Origin of the sequence: uncultured Roseobacter sp., assembly GCF_947495275.1 — a bacterium.
GTDB lineage: Bacteria > Pseudomonadota > Alphaproteobacteria > Rhodobacterales > Rhodobacteraceae > Roseobacter.
Map to the genome: position 1 here is coordinate 428,778 of NZ_CANLYL010000002.1, position 24,001 is coordinate 452,778.

Genomic DNA, 24,001 nt, shown 5'->3' on the forward strand with positions numbered 1-24,001 from the left:
TGCCATGAAACTCTACCGATTTCTGTCCGAAGAGGATACGTCGGCCTTTTGTCACAAGGTGACGGAGGCATTGAACAAAGGCTGGGCTCTGCACGGCAACCCGACCCAGACATTTGATCATGCCAGCGGCGTGATGCGTTGCGGGCAGGCGGTGGTGAAAGAGGTTGACGGCACCTACACCCCCGACACCAAGCTGGGAGAGCAGTGATGGCCCCAAAAACCAATCCGGGGCGCTTTTTTGAAGACTATGCCGTGGGTCAAACCATCCACCACGCGGTCCCGCGCACGGTCAAGATGGGCGAGCGCGCGGTTTATCACATGCTCTACCCGGCGCGGCATGCGCTTTATTCGTCGGACCAGTTTGCCCAGGGCTGCGGGCTGCCCTTCAGCCCGCTGGATGACATGATCGCCTTTCACATCGTTTTCGGCAAAACCGTGCCGGATGTGTCGCTGAACGCCGTGGCCAACCTGGGCTATGCCGAGGGGCGCTGGATCACGCCGGTCTGGCCTGGGGACACGTTGCGATCGGTCTCTGATGTCATTGGCATCAAGGAGAATTCCAACGGCAAGACGGGCGTTGTCTGGGTGCGCACCACGGGCCTCAATCAGCATGACGAGACAGTGCTGGAGTACGTGCGCTGGGTCATGGTGCGTAAACGCGATGCCGCAGCCCCGGCACCCGAAACACTCATTCCCGATCTGGCGCAGGTGATCCCGGCGGACCGGCTGGTGATCCCCAAGCGGCTGGATTTTTCGGGGTATGACTTCACGCTTGCGGGGGAGCCGCACCGCTGGGCCGATTACGAGATTGGCGAGCAGATCGACCATGTGGATGGTGTGACGGTGGAGGATGCCGAACACATGATGGCCACGCGCCTGTGGCAAAACACAGCCAAGGTGCATTTCGACACAACGGCGCGCCCTGACGGGTCCCGCCTGATCTATGGCGGGCACGTGATTTCCATGGCCCGTGCGCTCAGCTTCAATGGGCTGGCCAACGCGCAGATGGTCGTCGGCCTGAACGGCGGCGCCCACGCCAATCCCTGCCTTGCGGGCGATACGATCCGGGCGTGGTCGGAAGTGCTGGACAAGGCTGAAACCGACGCCCCCGGCGTGGGCGCGCTGCGTTTGAGGCTGGTCGCGACGAAAGGGGGGGAGGCCTTTACGCTGAAGGGCGAGGATGGCAAGTATCTGTCCCATGTGCTGCTGGATCTCGACTATTGGGCCCTTGTGCCGCTGTGATCCCATGGCATTTTTGACGGAAAAAATCACAAGGAGACCGGCATGTTTGCCAGGCTGATTGCGGTTTTGGTTGCCTGCGGGATGCTGTTTGGTGGTGCGGCAAGTGCCGAGGACAGGAAAGACGGCTTTGTGTCCGCCAATGTCCTGGCCATCCTGTACCACGAGATCGGGCACGCGCTGATCGAGGTCATGCAGCTACCGGTGCTGGGACAGGAAGAAGATGCCGCTGACGTGCTCAGCCTGCTGCTGATTGACGCCTTTTTCGAAGAAGACGATGCATCGGAGATCATGTATGATGCCGCCTTCGGATTTTTGCGCGAATCCGAAGAGAATGAAATGGCGCTGTGGGATGTGCATGGCCCTGACCTGCAACGGTATTTCACCATGGTCTGCCTGTTTTACGGGGCTGATCCGGATGCCCGGCAGGAATTGGCGCTGGAACTGGAACTGCCGGAGGAACGGCTGGAGACCTGCCCGGAAGAATATGATCTGGCCAATGACAGTTGGGGTGCAGTGCTCGATGACATCGCAGCGGATGCACCGGGGGGCTCCTTTGTTCTGGAAGGCGACAGCGACAGCTTCATCGGTCGGATACTGGAAGAGGAAGTGGCCGCCCTGAATGCCGATTTCGTTTTGCCGCAGAGCTTGTATCTGTCGGTGCAAAGCTGCGGCGAGGCCAATGGCTTTTTCGATCCTGAAACCCTTGAGGTCATTCTTTGCGAAGAACTTGACGGCTATTTACGCGATCTGGCGGCATTTTGATCGGCTGACGCAAATTAATCCTTGCGGGTTTGGTACGCAGATTGCGTAGTCTGTGCCCATGATACGGCTCCTTACATCTACACTAGTCCTGATCAGTGGCCCTTGTGCTGCCGTCGCCTGTCAGCTTGCGCTGGTGCTGGCTGTGGATGTGTCGGGCTCGGTGGACGACCGTGAATATCAGGTCCAAATGCAGGGCCTCGCGGCGGCGTTGCGCGATGGGATCGTGATTGATGCACTGATCGAACAGGAGGCACAGGTGACCCTGATCCAGTGGACCGGCAGTTCCCGGCAGCGCCAAACCGTGCCCTGGACCGGGGTGCGCACCGCTGATGATGTCGAAGCGCTGGCCGAAACGATTGCCACCAACCGCCGGGTCTGGCGCAATTACTCGACCGCTATCGGTGAAGCCTTGATTGCAGCCGAAGACGCGCTTGCCGCCGTGCCGCAGTGCAAACGGCGCGTCATTGATGTGTCAGGCGATGGCATTTCCAACGAAGGGATCCTGCCGCGCGCGCGCCATGCGGCGCTGGCAGCCAAGGAGGTGACGGTCAATGCCCTTGCGATCGAAACTGACGATGAGGACGTCACCGGCTGGTTCTACGAAAACCTGATCCGGGGTGAAGGCGCATTTGTGATCACCGCCAATGGGTTCGAGGATTATCCTGCTCAGATCAGGCGAAAATTGCAGCGCGAAACCACGCGGCAACTCAGTCACTTGCCGTAATGTGATCACGCGTGTTCCGCGTGTGATCACAAATCTGCAAAGATTAACGATTTTTGTACAAACCGCGCTAATAAACCGCGCATCAGATGGGCCGGGGCGCGTGACATTGCTGTAATAAGAAGTAAAAAGAGAGGCAGGGAACAAAAGGAATCTAATATGGCTGATGTCAATCGGGGTAACCGCCCCTTGTCGCCACATCTGACGATTTATCGCCCGCAGCTGACTTCCATGACCTCCATCCTGACGCGAATCACCGGCAATGCGCTGCTGATCTCCTCCTTGCTGGTGGTCTGGTGGTTTCTGGCCGCGGCAACCTCGGCAGAATATTTCGCTTATGCGGATGCGGTGCTGACCAGTTGGTTTGGCGATCTGGTGATGACCTTGTCGCTTTGGGGGCTTTGGTATCACACGCTGGCCGGTCTGCGGCATCTGGTTTGGGATCAGGGCATCGGCCTTGATCTGGAGACAGCCTACAAGCTGGGTTACGCAGTCATTGGTGGCTCGGTGGTGCTGACCCTGCTGACCATCGTGGTGATATAAGGAGCCTGCCATGAGCTATCTGACAGACCGCAAACGCGCGACAGGCCTCGGGTCGGCCAAAACCGGGACGGAGCACCACTGGTCCATGACCGTCAGCTCCGGCGCACTGCTGATCCTGATCCCGCTTTTTGTCTTTACGTTCGGCCCGATGCTGGGCGCGTCCTATGAAGAGGTCACCGCCACGTTCAGCCGCCCGTTCCCGGCGGTTATCGCGGGCCTCACCATCATCGTGACGTTCAAGCATTTCGCGGGCGGTGTGCAGGCGCTGATCGAGGATTACGTGCATGGGCTGGCCCAGAAGATCGCCATCGTGGCGATGACCTGCCTGTCCTATGCGGCCATGGCGGTGGGGCTTTATGCCATCGTGCGCCTCGCACTTTAGAACACATGCCGCGTGTCGCTGACGCGCGTGCCCTCTGATTGAGACCGGGAGAGACTTCCATGGCTGCTTATGAATATGAAACACATGAATACGATGTCGTCGTCGTAGGGGCCGGTGGTGCCGGGCTGCGCGCCACGCTGGGCATGGCCGAACAGGGGCTGCGCACGGCTTGCGTGACCAAGGTTTTCCCGACGCGTTCCCATACCGTGGCCGCGCAGGGCGGGATTGCTGCATCCCTGTCGAACATGGGGCCCGACAACTGGCAGTGGCATATGTACGACACGGTCAAGGGATCGGACTGGCTGGGCGATACGGACGCGATGGAATATCTCGCACGCGAGGCCCCCAAAGCGGTCTATGAACTGGAGCACTACGGCGTGCCGTTCAGCCGGACCGAAGAAGGCAAGATCTACCAGCGCCCCTTTGGCGGCCACACCACCGAATTCGGCGAAGGCCCCGCCGTGCAGCGGACATGCGCTGCCGCAGACCGGACGGGCCACGCCATCCTGCACACGCTCTACGGCCAGTCGCTCAAGAACAACGCGGAATTCTACATTGAATATTTCGCGATCGACCTAATCATGTCCGATGATGGCATTTGTCAGGGCGTGCTCTGCTGGAAACTCGATGATGGCACGCTGCATCTTTTTGCCTCCAAGATGGTTGTGCTGGCCACGGGTGGCTATGGCCGCGCCTATTTCTCGGCCACCTCCGCGCATACCTGCACAGGTGACGGCGGCGGCATGACCGCCCGCGCAGGGCTGCCCTTGCAGGATATGGAGTTCGTGCAGTTCCACCCTACCGGCATTTACGGCGCGGGTTGCCTGATCACCGAAGGTGCGCGCGGCGAGGGCGGGTATCTGACCAACGCCGAAGGCGAGCGCTTCATGGAGCGCTACGCGCCGCAGTATAAGGACCTTGCGCCGCGCGATTACGTCAGCCGCTGCATGACGATGGAAATCCGCGAGGGCCGGGGCGTCGGCAAGAACGGCGATCACATTCACCTGAACCTCAACCACCTGCCGCCCGAGACATTGAAACTACGCTTGCCGGGCATATCAGAGAGCGCGCGCATCTTTGCCGGGGTGAACCTCAACAAGGAGCCGATCCCGGTGCTGCCGACCGTTCACTATAACATGGGCGGTATTCCGACGAATTACTGGGGCGAAGTGCTGGCGCCCACATCGGACAATCCCGACCGGGTGTCGCCGGGGCTGATGGCCGTGGGTGAGGCGGGCTGTGCGTCGGTGCATGGTGCGAACCGTCTGGGGTCGAACTCACTCATTGATTTGGTGGTCTTTGGACGCGCCGCCGCGATCCGGGCGGGCAAGATTGTCGATCCTGAAAGCGCTGTGCCCACGCCCAATGCGGCATCGGTTCAGGCCGCGCTCGACCGCTTTGACAACACGCGCTACGCCAAGGGTGCGATGCCGACCGCTGAGTTGCGGCTGGAAATGCAGCAGACCATGCAGAAAGACGCCGCCGTTTTCCGCGCCAACGACACGCTGGCCGATGGCAAGAAAGCGATGGAGGAAGTGGCCGACAAATGGGCCGATGTGGGCGTCACCGACCGCAGCCTTGTATGGAATTCCGACCTGATGGAGACGCTGGAACTGGCGAACCTCATCCCCAACGCGGTGGCGACGATCACCGGTGCTGAGGCGCGCAAGGAAAGCCGCGGCGCGCATGCGCATGAGGATCACCCCGAACGCGACGACAAGAACTGGCGCAAGCACTCGCTCATTTGGTTCAAAGGCAACAAGGCTTCGCTGGGTTACCGCGGCGTGCACGAACAACCGCTGACGAGCCACAATGACGGCGGCATCGATCCCAAGAAGATCGCCCCCAAGAAGCGGACGTTCTGATGCGTGGAATTTTGACTATAGGGGCGTGTGCCGCGCTGATTGGCTGCGCGACACCGGGCGCGGATGTGATCTTGTCCTTGGACGAAAACACGCAGGCCAGCGCATTGCGATCGTGCCATGCGGGTTTGGGTATCGAGGGGCCATTCGCCCCGCAAAAAGTGGCTCTAGACGATGGGCGTGTCTCGGTTTTCGTGGCCAACGAAAACGGTATCTCGCTGGCAGAAGCCCGCAGCGTCAATCGCTGTGCAAGGGACCGGCTTTTGGCAACTTATGGCGCTGGCAGCGATGTTTTTGCCCGCAGCGTTCCGGACCAGAATGCGGCGATCCTTGCCTGCAAGAACGAAAGGGGCGTGCCGGGTCCGTTTGAAACAACCGTCTTTTCCTACGGATCGCGTGCAAGCGAGGTGTTGATTACCCCTGCTGGCGCGGTCACCGAAAATGATGCCCGTGCGATCAACGCCTGTGCGCGGGCAAAGCTGCGCGGCGCTGCACCGGCAGCGGCGGCGGCCAGCCAGCCTACGTTGGCCTCGGCTTCGAGCGCCCCAATTGCTGCGCGACAAAGTGCTGCACCGCGCGCGCCGGTGGCCAACAATCCCAACTGTCCTCGGGGCTACCGGGGGCTGTATCGCGGCAATCTCTTTTGCACCGGCAAGCGCTGAGGGAGCGGGTTTAGGAAATGCTTCAGGATCTGCGCCGCACGCTCAAGTCTGAAGGGATGGTCGCGCATCCGATCAAGACACGTCCGCCTTATCTGCGGGGATATGGGTTTGCGCCGGATGTCGTCATTGATGTGGGCGTCGATAATGGTACGCCCTGGCTATATCGGAGTTTTCCGCAGGCACGGTTTGTTCTGATTGACCCGCAACCCGCCAGTGCGGAGCGGGTGCGCGACAAGGGCCATCTGGAGGAATTTCATTTTCACGCCTCTGCTCTTGGCGCGCGGGAGGGCAAGGCCACGCTTATGGTGCCGCATTCCGACAAGGGTGAACACCCTGCTATGGCAAGCCTCTTGCGGCGCACCGATCAGCGGGCCAAGTCGTTCACCAAGCTGGACAAGCATTACGTTCCGGTCAGAAAACTGGATGATATTGCGGTGGCTTATTCCGGCAATCTGGGCCTCAAGATAGATACCGAAGGGTCGGAACTGGAGGTTTTGAAAGGGGCAACGGAAACCCTGAAACGCTGTGAATTCGTCATTCTGGAAATGTCTCTGACGCAGCGATTTGCAGGCGTTGGCATGCCTTCGGAAGTGGTCGCCATTTTGGCCGATGCAGGTTTGGAATGGCGGGACGTACTGCACGTTGGTGCGCCCGCTGGCAAGAAAGCGCGACCGCGCTATATGGATGTTCTTTTTACAAGGTGGGTGTCATGATCCGATTTCTTCTCCCGGCAATGCTGGTTTTATCGGCGTGTGCCGATGTGCAGCAAGCAACCGATACGGCCGGTCGCAACGCGGCAAAATCGATCCTTCCCGAGGCGTTGGCCGTCTATTTTCCACAAGTGCCAAAGCAGCTTTTCCAACCCTTCACCAATTGCATTGTCGATAATGCAGACGCCAGCGAAGTGCAGTCGCTTGCCGCGGACGCGATCACAGGTGTGGATGAAGGCACGGCCACAACCATTCGCGCGGTGCTGACCCGCCCTGCAACACAACAATGTCTGGCAGCCGCCGCCCCCACGGCGTTGCAGACCCTTTAGACCAGACAGGAGACCCCGATCATGGTTCAACTGACGCTCCCCAAGAACTCGCGTATGACAAAGGGTAAAACCTGGCCCAAACCGGATGGTGCGACCAACCTGCGGAAATTTCAGATCTACCGCTGGAACCCGGATGATGGGGAAAATCCAAGTGTCGACACCTATTTCGTCGATCTCGATAGCTGCGGGCCGATGATCCTGGATGCGCTGATCAAGATCAAGAACGAGATTGACCCCACGCTGACCTTCCGCCGGTCCTGCCGCGAAGGGATATGCGGCTCTTGTGCCATGAATATCGACGGGATCAACACGCTGGCCTGTATCTACGGCATGGATGAGGTGAAAGGCGATGTGAAGATTTACCCGCTGCCGCATATGCCTGTGGTCAAGGACCTCATTCCCGACCTCACCCATTTCTACGCCCAGCACGCCAGCATCATGCCGTGGCTGGAGACAAAGACGAACCGCCCGGCCAAGGAATGGAAGCAGTCCATCGAGGACCGCAAGAAACTCGACGGGCTTTATGAATGTGTGATGTGTGCGTCGTGTTCGACCTCCTGCCCAAGCTACTGGTGGAACGGCGACCGCTATCTCGGGCCCGCAGCGCTGCTGCACGCTTATCGCTGGATCATCGACAGCCGCGACGAGGCCACGGGCGAACGGCTCGATGATCTCGAAGACCCGTTCAAGCTTTATCGTTGCCACACGATCATGAACTGCGCCAAGACCTGTCCAAAGGGTCTGAACCCGGCCGAGGCGATTGCCAATATCAAGAAAATGATGGTGGAGCGCCGCGTCTGATGCGCCTGCCGGGGTTCCTGGCGGTGGCGACGACCCTGCTGGGGCAAACCGCCGCTGCCGAGGATCCGATGGAGTTGCAGCGCTGCATCTGGCGCTGTCTTGCTTCGAACGGTCCGGCCACAAATCCGGCTTACCATCGATGCGTTGACCAGCTTTGTATTGCTGCGACCCCAGCTGCGCCCGCGCAAACCACGCCCTGGTCGTTTATTAGTGTCATGATGGCCCAGGTGCTGGATGTCCGCCCCGGGGAGGGCGCGCCAAAGCTGTTTCCCGATCACGCTGATCCGGTGCTTGCACAGAACGCGCTTGGATTTCACTATTTCCGCAACCGCTATGGCGGCACGATGATCGAGATGAACGTCGGTCTCTTCCAGCAGATTGAGGGCGGCTGGCGCTACTCCGGTCCGGTCCTCGGGCTCTTTGGTGTCGAACCTCGGGACGTGAGTTTTTCGCCAGGGCGCATCGACCTGACAACCACGGTCCACGGTTTCAACGAACCGCAATGCTGCCCCTCGACACCGGCGCGCTGGTCGGTGAATATTGCCACCCGCACAGTTGCCCGTCTTCAGTAACCCCGGAGCGCGTTGGATCGACCGCATGCATATCATCATCGGCCTTCTCATCGCATTTCTCATCGTTGCAATTTATGCGCGTCGTAACCGGGCGACCCGAGGCTGCCGCTGGCGGGAGGACCGTAGCGGTGATCGGGGGAGTTTGCGCAAATACCGCTGTGCGGCTTGCGGCGCAGAGGCCTTCACCGCCACCAAAGGGCCGCCTCGGGATTGCAAATCCGACCTGCCCCCCGCTTAATCACCGCGAAGGAGCCGCCATGTCTGAACCCAGTGACGCAGATAGTCGCCGTGCGATTGCCCCGGTCATCTGCTACCCGCCGGAAACGCTTACCCAGCCCGACATGGCGCTGTTCACCGCCGCCCGCCAATCGCTGACAAAGACGGATGAGGTTTTGGTGCCGCCCCGCGAGGCGCGTGTTTTCTCCGTTCCGGCGGGTCATTTTTTCCGGATCATCTCGGTGGAAGGGTCGCAGGTGGGTGATCTGAACCTGCATCATGCGCATGATCTGACAGAACGCTTCTATTCCGGAAAAACGCGCGCGCTGCACGGCACCCATATCACGACCGGTCAGCGCATGTGGTCCAGCTTCCCGCATCTGCGCCCGATGGCGACGATTACCTATGACACGCTGGGATGGTATGGCATCGACGCTTTCGGTGGCTCGGTCCATGACGTGATTGGCACACGCTGCGATCCATACACCCATGCCTTGCTGTCGGATGGCGGGCAATATCATCACTGCTGCCATTCCAATCTGATACGTTCGCTGTCCGATCACATGGGCGTGCCGCGCGCGGAGGCCGAACCGCTGGTGCATGATGTGCTCAATGTCTTCATGTGCACCGGATTTACCCGCGACACGGGTCAGTACTTCATGAAAGCGTCACCGGTCAGGCCCGGCGACTATCTGGAGTTCTTTGCCGAGATTGATCTTCTGGGCAACCTCAGCGCTTGCCCGGGCGGCGATTGCTCGTCCGAACATTCCAGCGATGAGGCGACCTGCCATCCATTGTTGGTCGAGATATTCGCGCCGCAACCCGGGGCGCTGGACGGTTGGGAGCCACCCGCTGTGAACGCATATGACGGAACGCACGGCCCCTGAGATTTCAGGTGAATGCCGCCTCCAGCGCGATTTCGACCATATCGCCAAATGTCTTTTCGCGATCTTCGGAGGGCAGCGCTTCGCCCGTTTGCAGATGATCACTCACCGTCAGGATGGCCAGCGCCCGTCGCCCATGCCGCGCGGCCAGCGTATAAAGCTCTGCTGCTTCCATCTCGACGCCCAGAATGCCGTGGCGGGTCATCTGTTCATCAAGATCGGGGCGTTCGGCGTAAAAGACGTCTGACGAATAAATCCCGCCCACATGGGTCCGGGTGCCTTTGGCCTTGGCTGCTGTGACCGCTGCGGCAAGCAGATCGTAATTGGCCGTGGGCGCGTAATTGATCTCCTTGAAGATACCGGAGGAAGGCGAGGTGATCGTTGTAGCGGACATGGCGATGATCACGTCACGCACCGCGACATGCGACTGCATGCCCCCGCAGGACCCGATGCGGATCAGCGTCTGCGCGCCATATTCAGAGATCAGTTCGTTGGCGTAAATCGACAGCGACGGCATGCCCATGCCAGACCCCTGGATCGTCACGCGGTTGCCCTTGTAGGTGCCGGTGAAGCCCAGCATGCCTCGGACCTCGTTGATCAGCTTTGCATCTTGCAGAAAGGTCTCCGCTGCCCATCTGGCGCGATAGGGATCACCCGGCATCAAAACGGTTTCAGCAATATCGCCGGGAGCGGCGCCAATATGAACGGTCATTGTATGGTATCCTCAAGCTCTCGCGGGCAATCTGCCCGGCCCTTGGCGCGGTCACAAGAAAAAAGATACCAAAGGCACTTTAGTGCCTATTCCGCCGCCACCGCCTGAGGATCGGCCAACGTCACAATATCCATCATGATGGTGTTGAGTTCAAAATCCTTGGGCGTGTAGACCCGCGCCACGCCCATTCCGCGCAAGCGGTCCGCGTCATCATCAGGAATAATGCCGCCAACGATCACCGGCACATGGCCCAGACCAGCCGCCCGCATCTGATCCATGAGGTCTTCGACGAGGGGGATGTGCGAGCCTGATAAAATGGACAGCCCCACCACATGCGCTTGATCTTCCTGCGCTGCGGCCACGATTTCGGCAGGGGTCAGACGGATGCCTTCATACGCGATGTCCATGCCGCAGTCGCGCGCGCGCACGGCGATCTGTTCAGCGCCGTTCGAGTGGCCATCGAGGCCGGGCTTGCCGACGAGGAACTTGAGCCGCCGTCCAAGCTTGTCGCTGACCACATCGACAGCATTGCGCAGATCATCCAGTCCTTCGGTCTTGTTGGAGCGGGACCCGGACACACCGGTCGGCCCACGGTACTCACCATGCACAGCGCGCATCTGGGCCGCCCATTCGCCGGTGGTCACGCCGGCCTTGGCCGCCGCGATGGAAGGTTCCATGACGTTGCGCCCTTCGGCGGCTGCGGCGCGCAGATCGGCCAGCGCCTGTTTGACGACGTCGGCGTCGCGATCCGTGCGCCAGGCGTCAAGGCGGGTGATTTGTTCAGCCTCTACCGCCGGGTCCACAACCATAATGCCGCCATCACCGGTCATCAACGGGGAAGGCTCGCCCTGCGTCCATTTGTTGACACCCACAACCACGGTTTCACCGGCTTCGATCCGGCCCAGACGCTCGGCATTGCTGTCCACAAGGCGCGCTTTCATATAGTCGATGGCCTCAATCGCACCGCCCATCGCATCCAGCGTGGCCAATTCGTGCCGCGCGCCTTCTTTCAGCGCCGCAACCTTGGCATCCACCGCTGGATTGCCATCAAAGAGATCGTCGAATTCCAGCAGGTCGGTCTCATAGGCCATGATCTGCTGCATGCGCATGGACCATTGCTGATCCCAGGGGCGCGGCAGGCCAAGCGCTTCGTTCCAGGCTGGCAATTGCACAGCGCGCGCGCGGGCCTTTTTGCTCAATGTCACGGCCAGCATTTCGATCAGGATGCGGTAGACGTTGTTCTCTGGCTGCTGTTCGGTGAGCCCCAACGAATTCACTTGCACGCCGTAGCGGAACCGGCGGAATTTCGGGTCTTCGACGCCGTAACGCTCCAGACAAATCTCATCCCAGAGATCGACAAAGGCGCGCATCTTGCACATCTCGGTCACGAAACGGATACCTGCATTCACGAAAAAGGAAATCCGGCCCACGAGCGTGGGGAAATCCTCTTCCGGAACACGGGGTTTCAACGCATCCAGAACGGCCGTGGCAGTCGCCAGAGCAAAAGCCAACTCCTGTTCCGGCGTGGCGCCTGCTTCTTGCAAGTGATAGGAGCAGACGTTCATCGGATTCCATTTGGGCACGTTCGTGTAGCAATATTCGGCCACATCCGCGATCATCCGCAGGCTGGGCGCGGGCGGGCAGATATATGTCCCCCGGCTGAGATATTCCTTGATCAGATCGTTCTGCACCGTGCCCTGCAACGCGTTGACGTCTGCGCCCTGTTCCTCGGCCACGGCAATATAGAGCGCCAGCAACCACGGGGCCGTCGCGTTGATCGTCATGGAGGTGTTCATCTGTTCCAGCGGGATATCCTGAAACAACGCCCGCATATCGCCCAGGTGGCTGACGGGCACGCCAACCTTGCCTACTTCACCCCGCGCCAGCACGTGATCGCTGTCATAGCCGGTCTGTGTGGGCAGATCGAATGCCACCGACAGCCCGGTTTGCCCCTTGGCCAGATTGGCGCGGTAGAGCGCATTGGAGGCCTGTGCCGTTGAATGCCCGGCATAGGTGCGGATCAACCAGGGGCGATCTTTCTGGGCGTCTGACATGGGGACCTCATGAATCATTCGAGCAATTTTATTACGTTGAGGGATGAATACTTGGAATATTATGCCAATGTCAATTCGCTGCGTTGCGGCATGGCGACTTAAGACGCCGGACACCGCCAGATCATTTGAGTGGCGCTTTCAAATCGGAAAATGTAGCGGAAAGGGCCGGTTTGTTCGGTCTTTTGCGGCTCGAAGCCCTGCCGAACATAAAGCGCCCGCGCCCGCGGATTGCTGTCGATGACATCAAGCCGAACGCCCGTTTTTTCGAGTTCCATCGCTTTTTGCTTGATTGCTTCCAGCAAAGCGCTTCCCACACCAAGCCCACGCGCCTCTGATTTCACGCAGATGCCGTCCATAAGAAAGATGTCCGGGGCCAGATCACGTTCAATCACCGACAAGATCAAGCCGCGCCAGAGGCCTCCCCAAGCGCCGAAGATCTTGCGCAGATCATCATATTCCCCGCCGACCAGCGCGCCCTTGGAGGTCTTGAAACCTGCGATGCCGAGCAGCTGGCCCTCGGTGTCTCGCGCAACAAGCGCAAATTCCGGGTCCAAAACATCGCACAGAAACGCCAGTGCTTTTTCTTCTGGCCCAAGGACACGTCCCAGCTTGAATCCAAACGCCTGCCAGTAAAGAGCCGCTACGGTTGCCCGCTCATCAGGGGTAAACCCGGTTGAGATACTGTATTCCATTCTTTTCATATTGTCCTGAAGCGCCGAGCCTGCAAGGGTCGAAACATGACGCAGGTCGTAGAACTCCCGCTTTGGCTCTTTGTGCTGATTGTGCTCTTTGCGGCCGTGACGTTCGCGTCGCACTTCCTGTTTCCATCGGTGCGCTGGTTTTTTCGACGACGGCTGGAGCGTGCGGTCACACGATTGAACGAGCGGCTGACGCGTCCCATCGAACCTTTCAAGCTGGCGCGGCGCTATGACATGATCCAGCGCCTGATCTATGATCCCGAAGTCACCCGTGAGATCGTCAATTATGCCAATGAGCATAATGTGCCTGAAAACGTCGCCTTCGAAAAAGCGCGAAGCTATGCGCGCGAAATCGTTCCGAGCTTTAGTGCTGTGGCCTATTTCAGCATCGGCATTCGGTTGGCGAGGCTGTTGGTCAACGCGATCTACACGGTTTGGACAGGGCCGAAAAATGAAGAGATTGTCCGGGATATCCCGCGCGACGCGACAGTGGTTTTTATCATGAACCACCGCTCCAACATGGACTATGTGCTGGTGACCTATCTCGCGGCGCAAACCTCCACCCTGTCCTATGCCGTGGGCGAATGGGCGCGGGTCTGGCCGCTGAGCCGTTTGATCCGGATGATGGGGGCCTATTTTATCCGGCGCCGGTCACGGGGTGCCCTGTATCGCAAGGTGTTGGCGCGCTATGTGCAGATGGCAACCGCAGGCGGTGTGGCGCAGGGAATATTTCCCGAAGGCGGGCTCAGCCTCAATGGTCAGCTTATGCCACCGAAACTGGGGCTTTTGGCCTATGTGCTGGAGGGCTATGACCCTGAGGGGCGGGATGTTGTCTTTGTCCCCGTTGCCATCAATTATGATCGGGTGTTGGAAGATCGGGTGCTGATCGCGGCGGCCGCCCGTGGGGATCGTCGTTTTGGTGCGCGCATTTCCGTGGTGGTGCGCTTCATCCTGAGTAAGTTCTGGCAGGGGCTGCGCGGTCGTGTCACGCGCTTTGGCACGGCAGCGGTCGCCTTTGGCAAACCGCTTTCGTTGCGCGACTTTGGCCCCGAAAAACCCGTCGAAGACCTCGCTGACACGTTGATGTCGCGTATTCAGGAGGCCATGCCGGTTCTCGCTGTGCCGCTTGTTTGCGATGTCTTGCAGCGACAAAGCCTGCCGATTTCGGAGGCAGACCTTGCAGCGCGGGTGAAGACAGTAGCGACGCAGCTTCAGCCGCAGGTTCCGGATGTCACATTCAATAACCTCGCGGAAGCCATACATCAGGCGCTCGTTCAACTGCGCAAACATGGTGTGGTCGCGCAGGTGTCGGAAGGCTGGCAGGTCAAAACAGGACAGGCGGACGTCGTGTCCTATTACGCGAATTCGATCGCGCTCCGGTCGAAGATGGATGCAGTTGCAGAATAATTTCTGCGGTTGCTCGGTCATAAAGTTACGTTTTTGATCCCTCTGGTGTTGCAATGTTGCGCAACACTGCATATCCAATCCTGATACCGCTGCGATTCTGCAATGCGGCATGAATGAGTTTGGAAAACAGGGAAAGGCTGGAGGCTGGCATGGCATTGGATACAACCATCGCGCAATATGATGCGCCGGAAAAAGACCTCTATGAGATGGGCGAAATGCCTCCGATGGGTTACGTGCCCAAACAGATGTATGCTTGGGCAATCCGACGGGAACGTCATGGTGAGCCCGACACGGCGATGCTGGAAGAAGTGGTTGATGTCCCACAGCTGGACAGTCAGGACGTGCTGGTGCTCGTGATGGCAGCAGGGATCAACTACAATGGCGTTTGGGCCTCGCTTGGCCAGCCGATCAGCCCCTTTGACGGGCACAGGCAGCCCTATCACATCGCCGGGTCTGACGCGTCGGGCATCGTCTGGGCGGTTGGAGACAAGGTGACGCGCTGGAAAGTCGGCGACGAAGTGGTCATTCATTGCAATCAGGACGATGGCGATGACGAAGAGTGCAACGGCGGCGATCCGATGTATTCTTCAAGCCAGCGGATCTGGGGATATGAAACCCCTGATGGGTCTTTCGCGCAATTCACCCGTGTCCAAAGCCAGCAGCTGATGCCGCGCCCCAAACATCTGACATGGGAAGAAAGTGCCTGCTACACGCTGACGCTGGCCACCGCATACCGGATGCTTTTCGGCCATGAACCGCATGATCTGAAACCTGGTCAGAACGTGCTGGTCTGGGGGGCCTCGGGCGGTCTGGGGTCTTATGCCATTCAGTTGATCAACACGGCAGGCGCAAATGCCATCGGGGTGATTTCGGACGAAAGCAAGCGCGAGTTTGTTATGGATCTGGGTGCCAAGGGGGTTCTGAACCGCAAGGATTTCAACTGCTGGGGTCAGTTGCCGACGGTCAACACTCCGGAATATGCCGAGTGGTTCAAGGAAGCGCGCAAGTTTGGCAAGGCCATCTGGGAGATCACCGGCAAGGGCGTGAATGTCGATATGGTGTTTGAACACCCCGGCGAGGCGACTTTCCCGGTCTCGACATTCGTGGTGAAAAAGGGCGGCATGGTTGTGATCTGCGCGGGTACAAGCGGGTTCAATCTGACCTTTGACGTGCGCTACATGTGGATGCACCAGAAACGCCTGCAAGGTAGTCACTTTGCCCACCTCAAACAGGCAAGCGCTGCAAACCGTCTGATGCTTGAGCGTCGTCTCGATCCTTGCATGTCAGAGGTCTTTACCTGGGCGGATTTGCCTCAGGCCCATATGAAGATGCTCCGAAACGCGCATAAACCGGGCAATATGTCGGTGTTGGTTCAGGCCCCAACGACAGGTCTGCGCACCTTCGAAGATGCGTTAGAGGCGCATCGTTAATACCTGAAACTTGAAGTTTTACACTACCTAACGCCCCCGAATCATGTATATGACTCGGGGGCGTTTCCCGCTATACGTGTGACGCACTTTAGTATCAACGACTTACATTTCTGGCCCTCACTATTTCTGGGGAGTTAATATCCGCGAATTTTCAACCCCCGTTCATACATGTTAGAGTTGTGTTAATCTTTCATTAACCTTTAAGGGGCGAGTCTGACATGAGAAGTGACTGGATTTTGGACGTTCTTACGGACTTGAAAACTTTTGCGACTGCCAACGATCTGCCGGTGCTCGCCGAACAGTTGGATGATACCGCAATTGTAGCCCTGGCCGAGATCGCCGCCCTTCACGATAGGACGCAAGGCACGGCTCATGGTAACGAACACGACGGTGGAGGAGGTTTTGGCGGCGCTGGAGCAGGCGGACACGCTTGAAGCCATCCAGGAGGCTATCCTCAAACTCAGGGAGTATTTCCGAATTGACAATATGGTCTACCACTGGGTGGACAGCGCCGGAGAGCAATACGGCTACGGCACCTACCCATTGGAATGGGCCGCACACTATCAGGAGCAGAACTACATACGGATCGATCCGGTCATCGCCGGGTGCTACAAACGGTTTCACCCGGTGGATTGGAAAAGGCTCGATTGGTCCGGCAAGGCAGTAAAGGCGTTTCAGGCGGAGGCAATTGAATACGGAATTGGAAATCAGGGATATTCAATTCCGATTCGCGGACCTAACGGGCAGTTCGCCCTCTTTACGGTGAATCACACCTGCGACGACACGGAATGGGAAGAGTTTACAGAAACTAACCGGCGCGAACTTATCTTGATCGCGCATTATTTTAACCAAAAGGCACTGGAGTTCGAGCCGAACCGCGCACCGGAACAATCGCAGCCCCTATCCCCGCGCGAAATCGACGCGATGACACTGCTTGCGATCGGCTATAGCCGCGCGCAAGTCGCTGATACGCTTTCGATTTCCGAGCACACACTGCGGGTCTACATCGAAAGCGCCCGGTTCAAACTTGGTGCTTCAAATACAACTCATGCCGTCGCCCGGGCACTGAGCCGCGGGCTGATTGTCGTGTAATTTTCGACCGGTTTTGACGTTCAATGGTTACCAATCCGCACGAGCGGGTTGGGCGGTGTTAAGCATCCTCAAGCCATCCTTTGTTCACGCCTCGCACTGACCAAAGGATACACAATGCTTCGTTACATCTACGCAGATCAGCTTGATAACCACCCCAAACTCAAAGCTTCCATGTTCAAAGATCGTGCGGATCAGTTCAAGGCGCGGCTGGGATGGGAAGTGGATGTAGATGACGCAGGTTACGAGCGTGACGAATATGATGCGATGAATCCGCTCTATGTCATTTGGGAAATGCCCGATGGCACGCACGGCGGATCCATGCGGTTCTTGCCGACCACCGAACGTACCATGGTCAACGACCATTTCACCCAACTCATGGGGGGCGGGACAATCACCAGCCCGCTGATCTGGGAGTGCACCCGGTTCTGCCTTAACCGTGATGCGCCCAGCCGGGTCGCCGCAGCCCTGATGCTCGCAGGTGGTGAAATCATGAACGGATTTGGGGTGAGGCATTTCGTGGGCGTCTTTGATGCACGCATGGTACGCATTTACCGGATGATCGGGTCGTCCCCGGAAGTTTTGGGCAGTGAAGGCAAGGGCCGCGACCAAATCAGTGTTGGTTTGTGGGAATTCACGCCACAGGCGCAGGCCAAGATTGCCGCGCGCGCCGGGGTTTCTCTGGAATTGTCCCGGCTTTGGTTTGACCGCGCGTTTGGCCGGGTTGAAACGCGCCAGCTTGCGCAGGCTGGCTGAAACAGCGCAGGTCGCATCTGGTCCCCGGCGCGTCCCCCCTGTAGGGTCGCGCCATGAGCGAACCGGCCCTTACATTTTCCGATGACCAAGCCTCCGCATTTGACAGCGTAACCGACCTGCTGCGCAGTGCGGGCATTGATCTGGACGATCAGTTGCTGACCCCGCCGCGGGGGACTGCCACTTCCGTCATGGCGATCACGGGTAAGGCTGGTTCGGGGAAAACCCTATTACTTGCAGAGCTTTACAAGGCGCTGGAAGGGGCAGGCGTCGACGTGGTTTCAGGGGATTACGAATCCCGAAAACGGCGCGACAAACGAACCCTGGCCATCCTTGCGCCCACCAATAAAGCCGCAAGCGTGCTGCGTCTGCGCGGGGTGCCTGCGACAACCATTCACCGTATTCTCTATACGCCGGTCTACGATCCGGAGTATGAACGCATCGCAGAATGGCTGGCCACGGGAGGCGACGATCGCCCGGAAATAGAGGGGCTGACAGATGTCGCTCTTGATCGCGCTGCGGCCTTCTATGCGACAAACAAATCAATCCCCGGTGCTCTTGCGGCCGCGGGCCTGCGCGGTTCAGATTTCATTACCGGCTGGAAACGGCGCGAAGAACCGCTGGACATCGGGTTTGTCGATGAATCCTCTATGCTGGATGACAAGCAGTTCGAGGACCTTAAGGAGATTTTCCCCACGCTTTTGCTGTTCGGCGATCCGGCTCAGCTTGCGCCGGTAAATCAGTCCGGTGCGATGGTCTTTGAAAAGCTGCCCGAAACGCGGGTGCTCAGCTTGCAGAGAATCCACCGGCAAGAGGCTGACAACCCCATTCTTGATCTGGCCCATGCGCTGGGGGATCCCGAGGTGGGTTTCGAAGACTTCGAGCGCATGGTCGAGCAGGCGGCGCGCCGTGACGAACGTGTGGTTTGGGGGCAGAGGGTTGAGGTTGATCTGATGGCACGCAGCCCTGTTCTGGTGTGGCGCAATGCGACACGCATCCGGCTGATCAACGCGTTCCGGCAAGTGCATGGTGCACCGACAGACGCTCTGCTCGAAGGCGAGCCCCTGATCTGCGACGGCCTGGAGCTGCCGCTCAAACATCGCAAAAAACGCCTTGATCTCGAAGCGCGCGGATTGATCAAGGGCGCGCAGGTCATCTATCTGGGTGAAGGTCGCAAACCCGGTTTCAGCCGCCTGCATGTGATGGGCGCAGAGGATCCTCAGGTATCTGCAGCCTCGATTGTGAAAATCGAAAAGCCCGATGAAGAGGAGCCGTTCATTCCCTTTGCCGCGCGCATGGGGGCGACGTTCCTGCATGGGGCTGCTGTAACCATTCACAAAGCGCAGGGCAGCCAGTGGGATACGGTACAGGTCTTTGCGCCAGATCTCTACGCTGCGGCGCGCATGGGGCGATCAGAGGCCGGTCAACCCTTGTGGAAACGTCTGGCCTATGTTGCGATCACCCGTGCACAGGAGCGCCTGATATGGGTTGTGCGCAACCGTCTGTCGATGCCGACAGGCCCTCTGGCCGTAGACGATCTGCGCAGCTTGAGTGCACCCGCGCTGACCCTGAGTGAACCGGAAGTGGAGAATATACCGTGAAGTCGATTGTCATTACCGGGGCGAGTTCGGGAATTGGTCATGCAACCGCTGAAGTCTTTCTGGATGCCGGTTGGCGCGTGGGCCTGATCGCGCGGCGTGCGGAGCGGTTGGAGGCTTTGGCGGACAAATACGACAGTGCCGTGGCCCTGCCAGCGGATGTGACGGATGCCGTTGCGATGGAGGGTGCTTTTGAGGCCTTTGGGCCGCTCGACGTGCTGTTCAACAATGCCGGGCTTTTTGGACCTGCGGCCACAATCGACGAGGTGCCGCTGTCCGAATGGGCGCAGGTCATGCAGGTCAATATCGGTGGCATGTTCATCGCCGCACAACTGGCATTTCGGCGGATGCGCCAGCAGACCCCACAAGGCGGGCGGATCATCAACAATGGCTCGCTATCGGCCTATGTGCCGCGCCCCAATTCGGTCTGTTACACCACCACGAAACACGCGGTGACCGGCTTGACCAAGACACTCTCGCTGGATGGGCGACCGTTTGGTATCGCCTGCGGTCAGATCGACATTGGCAATGCAGAGACCGAATTGCTGGAAAAGCTCAAAAAGACGCAGCCCGGCACCGAAACCATGCATGTGCGCAATGCCGCCAACTCGGTGCTGCATATGGCGCAGATGCCTGCCGAGGCTAATGTGCAGTTCATGACGGTGATGGCGACCACAATGCCCTACATCGGGCGCGGCTGACGGCAGATACCGCCGCATCCCACCGACGCAGGAACGCGCTCGCTACGCCCGGAAAATCCTGAACACCGCAGACGCCAACCATCCCGCACTGATCGCAATGGCTAGCGACATCAGCCCATAGATCAGCGCGTTTTCACGTGATAGCTTGAACAACCATCTTTCCAGACCAACCTTGCGGACGTAGATGCTGGTTTCATATTTCGAGATCACATTGCCGCCACGGGTCAGGAAGATACGTGTCTTGTAGTCGCCTTCCGTTAGTGCCGCCGGCAGTTTGATCGCGGTTCGAAATAGCGTCTGCTCATCAATGCTGATCGTGCCTTCGTTCAGCTGATACTGGTTCGCTTTGGATTTGATACGGATCAATGCATCGGTGAACTTCGTAGCATCCTCAATCGTATCCGGTGCGCCGACCGAGCGGATTGCCCGGGGAATGGACACGCGGTGCCGAAGGTCTTCGGTGTCAGTCAAGGACAGTCCGAGCAGGGTGCTGGTCGACACTGCATAAAAGCTGGGCGCCCGGTCGACTTCCACGGCATCTGTGTTCACCCAGATGCCCAGCCGTTTTTCCTTGCGCCGTACGACAACTTCTTCCGACGGGCCGGACACGGTTACGATAACCTGTAGTCGTGGCTCAGCCGGGATCGGTGCTTCGCGTTTGACAGCACCGAAGATGAGGATTTCGGAACCGTCAAAACTGGTGTCGATCGAGACGGTATCCTTGCTTAATCCCAGCACGACTTCTTCGGCCAGGGCAGGCAAGGTGAGAATGAAAATGAGAAAGGCCGCAAGGTATCGCATCAGTGACCTGCCGCGCCGATGGAATAGAGCTCCGCCGGCATCAACAGAAGGTCGAGGGCAAGCTTGCCGCAGACCACCAGCACCATGAGGGCCAGCAGGATACGCAGTTGTTCCGCTTTCATCTTGACGCCGATGCGGGTGCCGATCTGGGCTCCGATGACACCACCCACCAGCAGCAAGACCGCCAGAACGATATCAACGGTAAAGTTGGTTGTGGCGTGCAGTAGAGTCGTGAAGGCGGTTACGAAGATGATCTGGAAAAGCGAGGTTCCGACAACCACCTTGGTAGGCATGCCGAGCAGGTAGATCATGGCAGGGACCATGATAAAACCGCCGCCAACCCCCATGATGGCTGCCAGAATGCCGACGGAGATTCCGACCAAAACCGGTGGGATCACCGAGATATAAAGACCGGAGACGCGGAAACGCATCTTGAAGGGCAGACCGTGAATCCAGTTGTGTTTTTTGCGGGCGGGCGCCTTGCCGGATTTTGTCTTGCGGATCGCGTTCAGGCTTTCGATGAACATCAGCCCGCCGATCACGCCCAGAAAGACCACGTAGCAGAGCTTGACCAGCAGATCCACCTGCCCCTGCGCCTTGAGATAGTTAAAGACCACAACGCCCAAAGCAGCCCCGATCAGGCCGCCGACAAGCAGCACCGTGCCCATCCTGAGGTCCACGGTTTTTCGTTTCAGATGCGCCAGAACGCCCGAAAACGATGAGGCAACGATCTGATTGGCTTCGGTAGCAACTGCTACGGCGGGCGGGATGCCGATGATGAACAACAGTGGTGTCATCAAAAAGCCGCCGCCCACGCCAAACATACCTGATAGAACACCCACAATACCGCCGAGGCCCAGCAGCAGAAAGGCATTGACCGATACTTCGGCGATGGGAAGGTAGATTTGCATGTCCCCTGTTAGAGCAAGGGCGGGTGTGAAATCAATGCCTCTTGCTGCTGTGCAGAAAAGAGGACTGACAGAATTGGCGAAACTGGCCTTATGCGGCTATCGTTCTTTGACATAAGGTTCGCCGCCGGCGCGGGGCGGAATGGCTTTACCGACGAACCCTGCAAGGATGATCACGGTCATCACATAGGGTAGCGCACCGAGCAACGCGCCCTGAACCTTAATGCCAAAAATAGCCTGAATCACATCCGGGCGTGTTTCCAGCGCGCCGAAAAGGCCGAATAGGAGTGTCGCATAAAGCGCGTGCCAGGGACGCCATTTGGCAAATATCAACGCTGCCAGTGCGATGAAACCGCGGCCTGCGGACATGTCCTTGACGAAACCGGCCTGCAGGGCGGTGGACAGATAGGCGCCCGCGATTCCGCAGAGCACGCCGCAGATCATCACCGCCGCATAGCGCAGCCCCACCACTGAAACACCCGCAGTATCGACCGCCCCCGGGTTTTCCCCCACGGCGCGCAGACGCAGCCCGAAACGGGTGCGGAAAAGGACCCACCAGGTCAGCGGAACCATGGCAAAGGCGATGTAGACCAGGATGGAATGACCTGAGATCAATTCCTGATAGATCGGTCCGAGAAAGGGAATGGTTCCAATGCTCTCGGCGAAGGGTAGGATCAGGGGTTCGAACCGCCCACCGCCCATAAGCGAGGGTGTGCGCCCGCCTTGGCTAAACCAATCCTGCGCGATCAGAACTGTCAGACCAGCGGCCAGAAAGTTGATGGCGACGCCGGAGATGAGCTGGTTGCCACGAAAGGTGATTGAGGCCAGTCCGTGCAGAAGGCTGAACGCCATGGAAGCGGCGATCCCCGCAAGCAGGCCCAACCAGACAGAGCCGGTCAGGGCGGCGATTGCGGCAGAAAAGAAAGCGGCCGCAAGCATTTTGCCCTCAAGACCGATGTCGAAGATGCCTGCGCGTTCGGAAAAGAGACCGGCAAGACAGGCCAGCAATAACGGCGTGGCCAGACGCACGGTGCTGTCCAAAAGCTGAATGAGGGTCAGGAAATCCATCAGACATTCCCCCTGCGCATCATCAGGAACAGGCGCTCCAACGGCATGCGCACCATGTTGTCGAGCGCGCCGGTAAAGAGGATCACAAGCGCCTGGATCACCACGATCAATTCGCGCGGGATGTTCGTCCAGAGCGCCAGTTCCGCCCCGCCCTGATAGAGGAACCCAAAAAGCACGGCCGCCAGAAACACACCAAAGGGATGGCTGCGGCCCATCAACGCGACCGCGATCCCGATAAAGCCAGCACCTTCGACAGCATTCAAGACCAGCCGTTCAGCTTCGCCCATGACGTTGTTGATCGCCATCATTCCCGCCAAACCACCGGAGATCAGCATCGCGATCATGGTGATTGCCGTGGGGGAGATGCCGCCGTACTTCGCGGCCGGTTCGGATTTGCCATAGCTGCGAATTTCGTAGCCCAACCAAGTGCGCCAGAGCAGAAACCAGACCAGCACACAGGCCAGCACCGCGATGAGAAACGTCACATTCGCCGGGGCTGCCTTGGAAAAATTGATGCCGATGGGCGCCAGCAGATCATGCAGCGTTGGCAAATGCACCGTTTCGGGAAAGCGGGCTGAGGCCGGGTCCATACTGCCTTGGGGGCGCATGACATTGACCAGCAGGTAGTTCAGTAGGGCTGCAGCGATGAAGTTGAACATGATCGTTGTGATCACAATGTGGCTGCCGCGTTTGGCTTGCAGATAAGCCGGAATCGCGGCCCAGGCTGCCCCAAAGAGGGCAGCCCCTGCGGTCGCGCCCAGAATGGCGAGGGTCCAATGCGGCCAGGGGATCAGCAGACAGGCCAGCGCCACGCCCAGACCACCGAGCATCGCCTGACCTTCGCCACCGATGTTGAAAAGCCCAGCATGGAACGCGACCGAGACGGCCAATCCGGTGAAGAGGAAATTGGTGGCGTAGTAAAGTGTATATCCCCAACCGTAGGTGCTGCCCAAGGCACCGGTGACCATCAGGTTGACCGCTTCAATCGGATCCTCGCCTATCGCCATTATGACCAGCGCCGACAGGACCGCCGCGAGCAGCAGCGAGATGAGCGGCACGAGGATCACCTCGGCCCATTTTGGCATCACTTCCATGC

The 24,001-nt window shown here is 58.8% G+C and carries 26 protein-coding genes; 19 read left to right on the plus strand and 7 right to left on the minus strand.

Annotated features, from left to right (window positions below):
- Nucleotides 1–4: 4 nt before the first annotated feature.
- The 13 genes from Q0802_RS05345 (at nucleotide 5) to Q0802_RS05410 (ending at nucleotide 9,689) form a co-directional block, all read left to right on the plus strand.
- Nucleotides 5–208, plus strand: a complete 204-nt coding sequence (locus tag Q0802_RS05345; RefSeq protein WP_298914671.1) for a DUF1737 domain-containing protein — start codon at nucleotides 5–7, stop codon at nucleotides 206–208.
- A complete protein-coding gene (locus Q0802_RS05350; protein ID WP_298914674.1) occupies nucleotides 208–1,242 on the plus strand; it encodes a MaoC family dehydratase in 1,035 nt (344 codons plus the stop codon). The genes Q0802_RS05345 and Q0802_RS05350 overlap by 1 nt, the downstream gene beginning before the upstream one ends.
- Before the next feature lie 42 nt (nucleotides 1,243–1,284).
- Complete coding sequence (locus Q0802_RS05355; RefSeq protein WP_298914676.1) at nucleotides 1,285–2,004, plus strand: DUF4344 domain-containing metallopeptidase; 720 nt, start codon at nucleotides 1,285–1,287, stop codon at nucleotides 2,002–2,004.
- A gap of 58 nt (nucleotides 2,005–2,062) precedes the next feature.
- Nucleotides 2,063–2,728 carry a DUF1194 domain-containing protein gene (locus Q0802_RS05360; RefSeq protein WP_298914679.1) on the plus strand — a complete coding sequence of 222 codons (666 nt, stop codon included), beginning with the start codon at nucleotides 2,063–2,065 and terminating at the stop codon, nucleotides 2,726–2,728.
- 156 nt (nucleotides 2,729–2,884) lie between these two features.
- Nucleotides 2,885–3,268: a succinate dehydrogenase, cytochrome b556 subunit gene (sdhC, locus tag Q0802_RS05365; RefSeq protein ID WP_298914681.1), complete on the plus strand. Its 384-nt coding sequence runs from the start codon at nucleotides 2,885–2,887 to the stop codon at nucleotides 3,266–3,268.
- A gap of 10 nt (nucleotides 3,269–3,278) precedes the next feature.
- The gene (gene sdhD, locus Q0802_RS05370; RefSeq protein WP_298914684.1) at nucleotides 3,279–3,650 is read left to right on the plus strand and encodes a succinate dehydrogenase, hydrophobic membrane anchor protein; all 372 of its coding nucleotides are present in this window, start codon (nucleotides 3,279–3,281) and stop codon (nucleotides 3,648–3,650) included.
- Nucleotides 3,651–3,709: 59 nt separating this feature from the next.
- The gene (sdhA, locus tag Q0802_RS05375; RefSeq protein WP_298914687.1) at nucleotides 3,710–5,515 is read left to right on the plus strand and encodes a succinate dehydrogenase flavoprotein subunit; all 1,806 of its coding nucleotides are present in this window, start codon (nucleotides 3,710–3,712) and stop codon (nucleotides 5,513–5,515) included.
- Nucleotides 5,515–6,174 (plus strand): hypothetical protein, encoded by a 660-nt coding sequence (locus Q0802_RS05380; RefSeq protein ID WP_298914690.1) that lies wholly within the window; start codon nucleotides 5,515–5,517, stop codon nucleotides 6,172–6,174. The genes sdhA and Q0802_RS05380 overlap by 1 nt, the downstream gene beginning before the upstream one ends.
- A 17-nt stretch (nucleotides 6,175–6,191) precedes the next feature.
- Nucleotides 6,192–6,887, plus strand: coding sequence for an FkbM family methyltransferase (locus Q0802_RS05385; RefSeq protein ID WP_298914693.1), 696 nt, complete (start codon nucleotides 6,192–6,194; stop codon nucleotides 6,885–6,887).
- Nucleotides 6,884–7,213, plus strand: a complete 330-nt coding sequence (locus Q0802_RS05390; protein WP_298914695.1) for a hypothetical protein — start codon at nucleotides 6,884–6,886, stop codon at nucleotides 7,211–7,213. Before Q0802_RS05385 ends, Q0802_RS05390 begins: the two co-directional genes overlap by 4 nt.
- Nucleotides 7,214–7,234: 21 nt before the next feature.
- Nucleotides 7,235–8,014, plus strand: a complete 780-nt coding sequence (locus Q0802_RS05395; protein ID WP_298914698.1) for a succinate dehydrogenase iron-sulfur subunit — start codon at nucleotides 7,235–7,237, stop codon at nucleotides 8,012–8,014.
- Entirely contained in the window at nucleotides 8,014–8,586 is a 573-nt protein-coding gene (locus Q0802_RS05400) for a hypothetical protein (RefSeq protein WP_298914700.1), read from the plus strand. The genes Q0802_RS05395 and Q0802_RS05400 overlap by 1 nt, the downstream gene beginning before the upstream one ends.
- A 257-nt stretch (nucleotides 8,587–8,843) precedes the next feature.
- The gene (locus tag Q0802_RS05410; RefSeq protein WP_298914705.1) at nucleotides 8,844–9,689 is read left to right on the plus strand and encodes a DUF1989 domain-containing protein; all 846 of its coding nucleotides are present in this window, start codon (nucleotides 8,844–8,846) and stop codon (nucleotides 9,687–9,689) included.
- A 4-nt stretch (nucleotides 9,690–9,693) separates the two neighbouring features.
- On the opposite strand, the gene deoD is transcribed toward Q0802_RS05410, so the two are convergent.
- From deoD to Q0802_RS05425, 3 genes are all read right to left on the minus strand, one after another.
- Entirely contained in the window at nucleotides 9,694–10,398 is a 705-nt protein-coding gene (deoD, locus tag Q0802_RS05415) for a purine-nucleoside phosphorylase (protein ID WP_298914708.1), read from the minus strand.
- Nucleotides 10,399–10,484: 86 nt separating this feature from the next.
- A complete protein-coding gene (locus Q0802_RS05420; protein ID WP_298914711.1) occupies nucleotides 10,485–12,452 on the minus strand; it encodes a protein meaA in 1,968 nt (655 codons plus the stop codon).
- Between the two features lie 98 nt (nucleotides 12,453–12,550).
- Nucleotides 12,551–13,144, minus strand: coding sequence for a GNAT family N-acetyltransferase (locus Q0802_RS05425; protein WP_298914714.1), 594 nt, complete (start codon nucleotides 13,142–13,144; stop codon nucleotides 12,551–12,553).
- A gap of 45 nt (nucleotides 13,145–13,189) precedes the next feature.
- On the opposite strand from Q0802_RS05425, the gene Q0802_RS05430 reads away from it, so the two are divergent.
- The 6 genes from Q0802_RS05430 (at nucleotide 13,190) to Q0802_RS05455 (ending at nucleotide 20,128) form a co-directional block, all read left to right on the plus strand.
- The gene (locus Q0802_RS05430) at nucleotides 13,190–14,557 is read left to right on the plus strand and encodes a 1-acyl-sn-glycerol-3-phosphate acyltransferase (RefSeq protein WP_298914717.1); all 1,368 of its coding nucleotides are present in this window, start codon (nucleotides 13,190–13,192) and stop codon (nucleotides 14,555–14,557) included.
- 149 nt (nucleotides 14,558–14,706) lie between these two features.
- Complete coding sequence (gene ccrA / locus Q0802_RS05435) at nucleotides 14,707–15,987, plus strand: crotonyl-CoA carboxylase/reductase (protein WP_298914720.1); 1,281 nt, start codon at nucleotides 14,707–14,709, stop codon at nucleotides 15,985–15,987.
- Nucleotides 15,988–16,359: 372 nt separating this feature from the next.
- On the plus strand, nucleotides 16,360–17,079 hold the full coding sequence (locus Q0802_RS05440) for a LuxR family transcriptional regulator (RefSeq protein WP_298914723.1): 720 nt from the start codon (nucleotides 16,360–16,362) through the stop codon (nucleotides 17,077–17,079).
- A 114-nt stretch (nucleotides 17,080–17,193) separates the two neighbouring features.
- The gene (locus Q0802_RS05445) at nucleotides 17,194–17,832 is read left to right on the plus strand and encodes an acyl-homoserine-lactone synthase (protein WP_298914726.1); all 639 of its coding nucleotides are present in this window, start codon (nucleotides 17,194–17,196) and stop codon (nucleotides 17,830–17,832) included.
- A 53-nt stretch (nucleotides 17,833–17,885) separates the two neighbouring features.
- A complete protein-coding gene (locus Q0802_RS05450; protein ID WP_298914729.1) occupies nucleotides 17,886–19,430 on the plus strand; it encodes an AAA family ATPase in 1,545 nt (514 codons plus the stop codon).
- Nucleotides 19,427–20,128 carry an SDR family oxidoreductase gene (locus Q0802_RS05455; protein WP_298914732.1) on the plus strand — a complete coding sequence of 234 codons (702 nt, stop codon included), beginning with the start codon at nucleotides 19,427–19,429 and terminating at the stop codon, nucleotides 20,126–20,128. Before Q0802_RS05450 ends, Q0802_RS05455 begins: the two co-directional genes overlap by 4 nt.
- A gap of 42 nt (nucleotides 20,129–20,170) precedes the next feature.
- Here the strand turns inward: Q0802_RS05455 and Q0802_RS05460 are convergent, their stop codons facing one another.
- From Q0802_RS05460 to Q0802_RS05475, 4 genes are all read right to left on the minus strand, one after another.
- Nucleotides 20,171–20,929: a TIGR02186 family protein gene (locus tag Q0802_RS05460; protein WP_298914734.1), complete on the minus strand. Its 759-nt coding sequence runs from the start codon at nucleotides 20,927–20,929 to the stop codon at nucleotides 20,171–20,173.
- Nucleotides 20,929–21,840: a sulfite exporter TauE/SafE family protein gene (locus Q0802_RS05465; protein WP_298914737.1), complete on the minus strand. Its 912-nt coding sequence runs from the start codon at nucleotides 21,838–21,840 to the stop codon at nucleotides 20,929–20,931. Before Q0802_RS05465 ends, Q0802_RS05460 begins: the two co-directional genes overlap by 1 nt.
- Before the next feature lie 96 nt (nucleotides 21,841–21,936).
- Nucleotides 21,937–22,905 (minus strand): ABC transporter permease, encoded by a 969-nt coding sequence (locus tag Q0802_RS05470; RefSeq protein WP_298914740.1) that lies wholly within the window; start codon nucleotides 22,903–22,905, stop codon nucleotides 21,937–21,939.
- Nucleotides 22,905–23,999 (minus strand): ABC transporter permease, encoded by a 1,095-nt coding sequence (locus tag Q0802_RS05475; RefSeq protein ID WP_298914742.1) that lies wholly within the window; start codon nucleotides 23,997–23,999, stop codon nucleotides 22,905–22,907. The genes Q0802_RS05470 and Q0802_RS05475 overlap by 1 nt, the downstream gene beginning before the upstream one ends.
- Nucleotides 24,000–24,001 lie beyond the last annotated feature (2 nt).

Bases quoted from the DNA above. Each gene is read 5' to 3' on its own strand.
- Q0802_RS05395 (WP_298914698.1), top strand. From the start codon at position 7,235: ATGGTTCAACTGACGCTCCCCAAGAACTCGCGTATGACAAAGGGTAAA.
- Q0802_RS05445 (WP_298914726.1), top strand. From the start codon at position 17,194: ATGCTTCGTTACATCTACGCAGATCAGCTTGATAACCACCCCAAACTC.
- Q0802_RS05410 (WP_298914705.1), top strand. From the start codon at position 8,844: ATGTCTGAACCCAGTGACGCAGATAGTCGCCGTGCGATTGCCCCGGTC.
- Q0802_RS05430 (WP_298914717.1), top strand. From the start codon at position 13,190: ATGACGCAGGTCGTAGAACTCCCGCTTTGGCTCTTTGTGCTGATTGTG.
- ccrA (WP_298914720.1), top strand. From the start codon at position 14,707: ATGGCATTGGATACAACCATCGCGCAATATGATGCGCCGGAAAAAGAC.
- sdhA (WP_298914687.1), top strand. From the start codon at position 3,710: ATGGCTGCTTATGAATATGAAACACATGAATACGATGTCGTCGTCGTA.
- Q0802_RS05460 (WP_298914734.1), bottom strand. From the start codon at position 20,929: ATGCGATACCTTGCGGCCTTTCTCATTTTCATTCTCACCTTGCCTGCC.
- sdhC (WP_298914681.1), top strand. From the start codon at position 2,885: ATGGCTGATGTCAATCGGGGTAACCGCCCCTTGTCGCCACATCTGACG.
- Q0802_RS05475 (WP_298914742.1), bottom strand. From the start codon at position 23,999: ATGGAAGTGATGCCAAAATGGGCCGAGGTGATCCTCGTGCCGCTCATC.
- sdhD (WP_298914684.1), top strand. From the start codon at position 3,279: ATGAGCTATCTGACAGACCGCAAACGCGCGACAGGCCTCGGGTCGGCC.
- Q0802_RS05450 (WP_298914729.1), top strand. From the start codon at position 17,886: ATGAGCGAACCGGCCCTTACATTTTCCGATGACCAAGCCTCCGCATTT.
- Q0802_RS05400 (WP_298914700.1), top strand. From the start codon at position 8,014: ATGCGCCTGCCGGGGTTCCTGGCGGTGGCGACGACCCTGCTGGGGCAA.
- Q0802_RS05380 (WP_298914690.1), top strand. From the start codon at position 5,515: ATGCGTGGAATTTTGACTATAGGGGCGTGTGCCGCGCTGATTGGCTGC.
- Q0802_RS05350 (WP_298914674.1), top strand. From the start codon at position 208: ATGGCCCCAAAAACCAATCCGGGGCGCTTTTTTGAAGACTATGCCGTG.
- Q0802_RS05360 (WP_298914679.1), top strand. From the start codon at position 2,063: ATGATACGGCTCCTTACATCTACACTAGTCCTGATCAGTGGCCCTTGT.
- Q0802_RS05425 (WP_298914714.1), bottom strand. From the start codon at position 13,144: ATGGAATACAGTATCTCAACCGGGTTTACCCCTGATGAGCGGGCAACC.
- Q0802_RS05345 (WP_298914671.1), top strand. From the start codon at position 5: ATGAAACTCTACCGATTTCTGTCCGAAGAGGATACGTCGGCCTTTTGT.
- Q0802_RS05470 (WP_298914740.1), bottom strand. From the start codon at position 22,905: ATGGATTTCCTGACCCTCATTCAGCTTTTGGACAGCACCGTGCGTCTG.
- Q0802_RS05385 (WP_298914693.1), top strand. From the start codon at position 6,192: ATGCTTCAGGATCTGCGCCGCACGCTCAAGTCTGAAGGGATGGTCGCG.
- Q0802_RS05390 (WP_298914695.1), top strand. From the start codon at position 6,884: ATGATCCGATTTCTTCTCCCGGCAATGCTGGTTTTATCGGCGTGTGCC.
- Q0802_RS05420 (WP_298914711.1), bottom strand. From the start codon at position 12,452: ATGTCAGACGCCCAGAAAGATCGCCCCTGGTTGATCCGCACCTATGCC.
- Q0802_RS05440 (WP_298914723.1), top strand. From the start codon at position 16,360: ATGGTAACGAACACGACGGTGGAGGAGGTTTTGGCGGCGCTGGAGCAG.
- Q0802_RS05465 (WP_298914737.1), bottom strand. From the start codon at position 21,840: ATGCAAATCTACCTTCCCATCGCCGAAGTATCGGTCAATGCCTTTCTG.
- deoD (WP_298914708.1), bottom strand. From the start codon at position 10,398: ATGACCGTTCATATTGGCGCCGCTCCCGGCGATATTGCTGAAACCGTT.
- Q0802_RS05355 (WP_298914676.1), top strand. From the start codon at position 1,285: ATGTTTGCCAGGCTGATTGCGGTTTTGGTTGCCTGCGGGATGCTGTTT.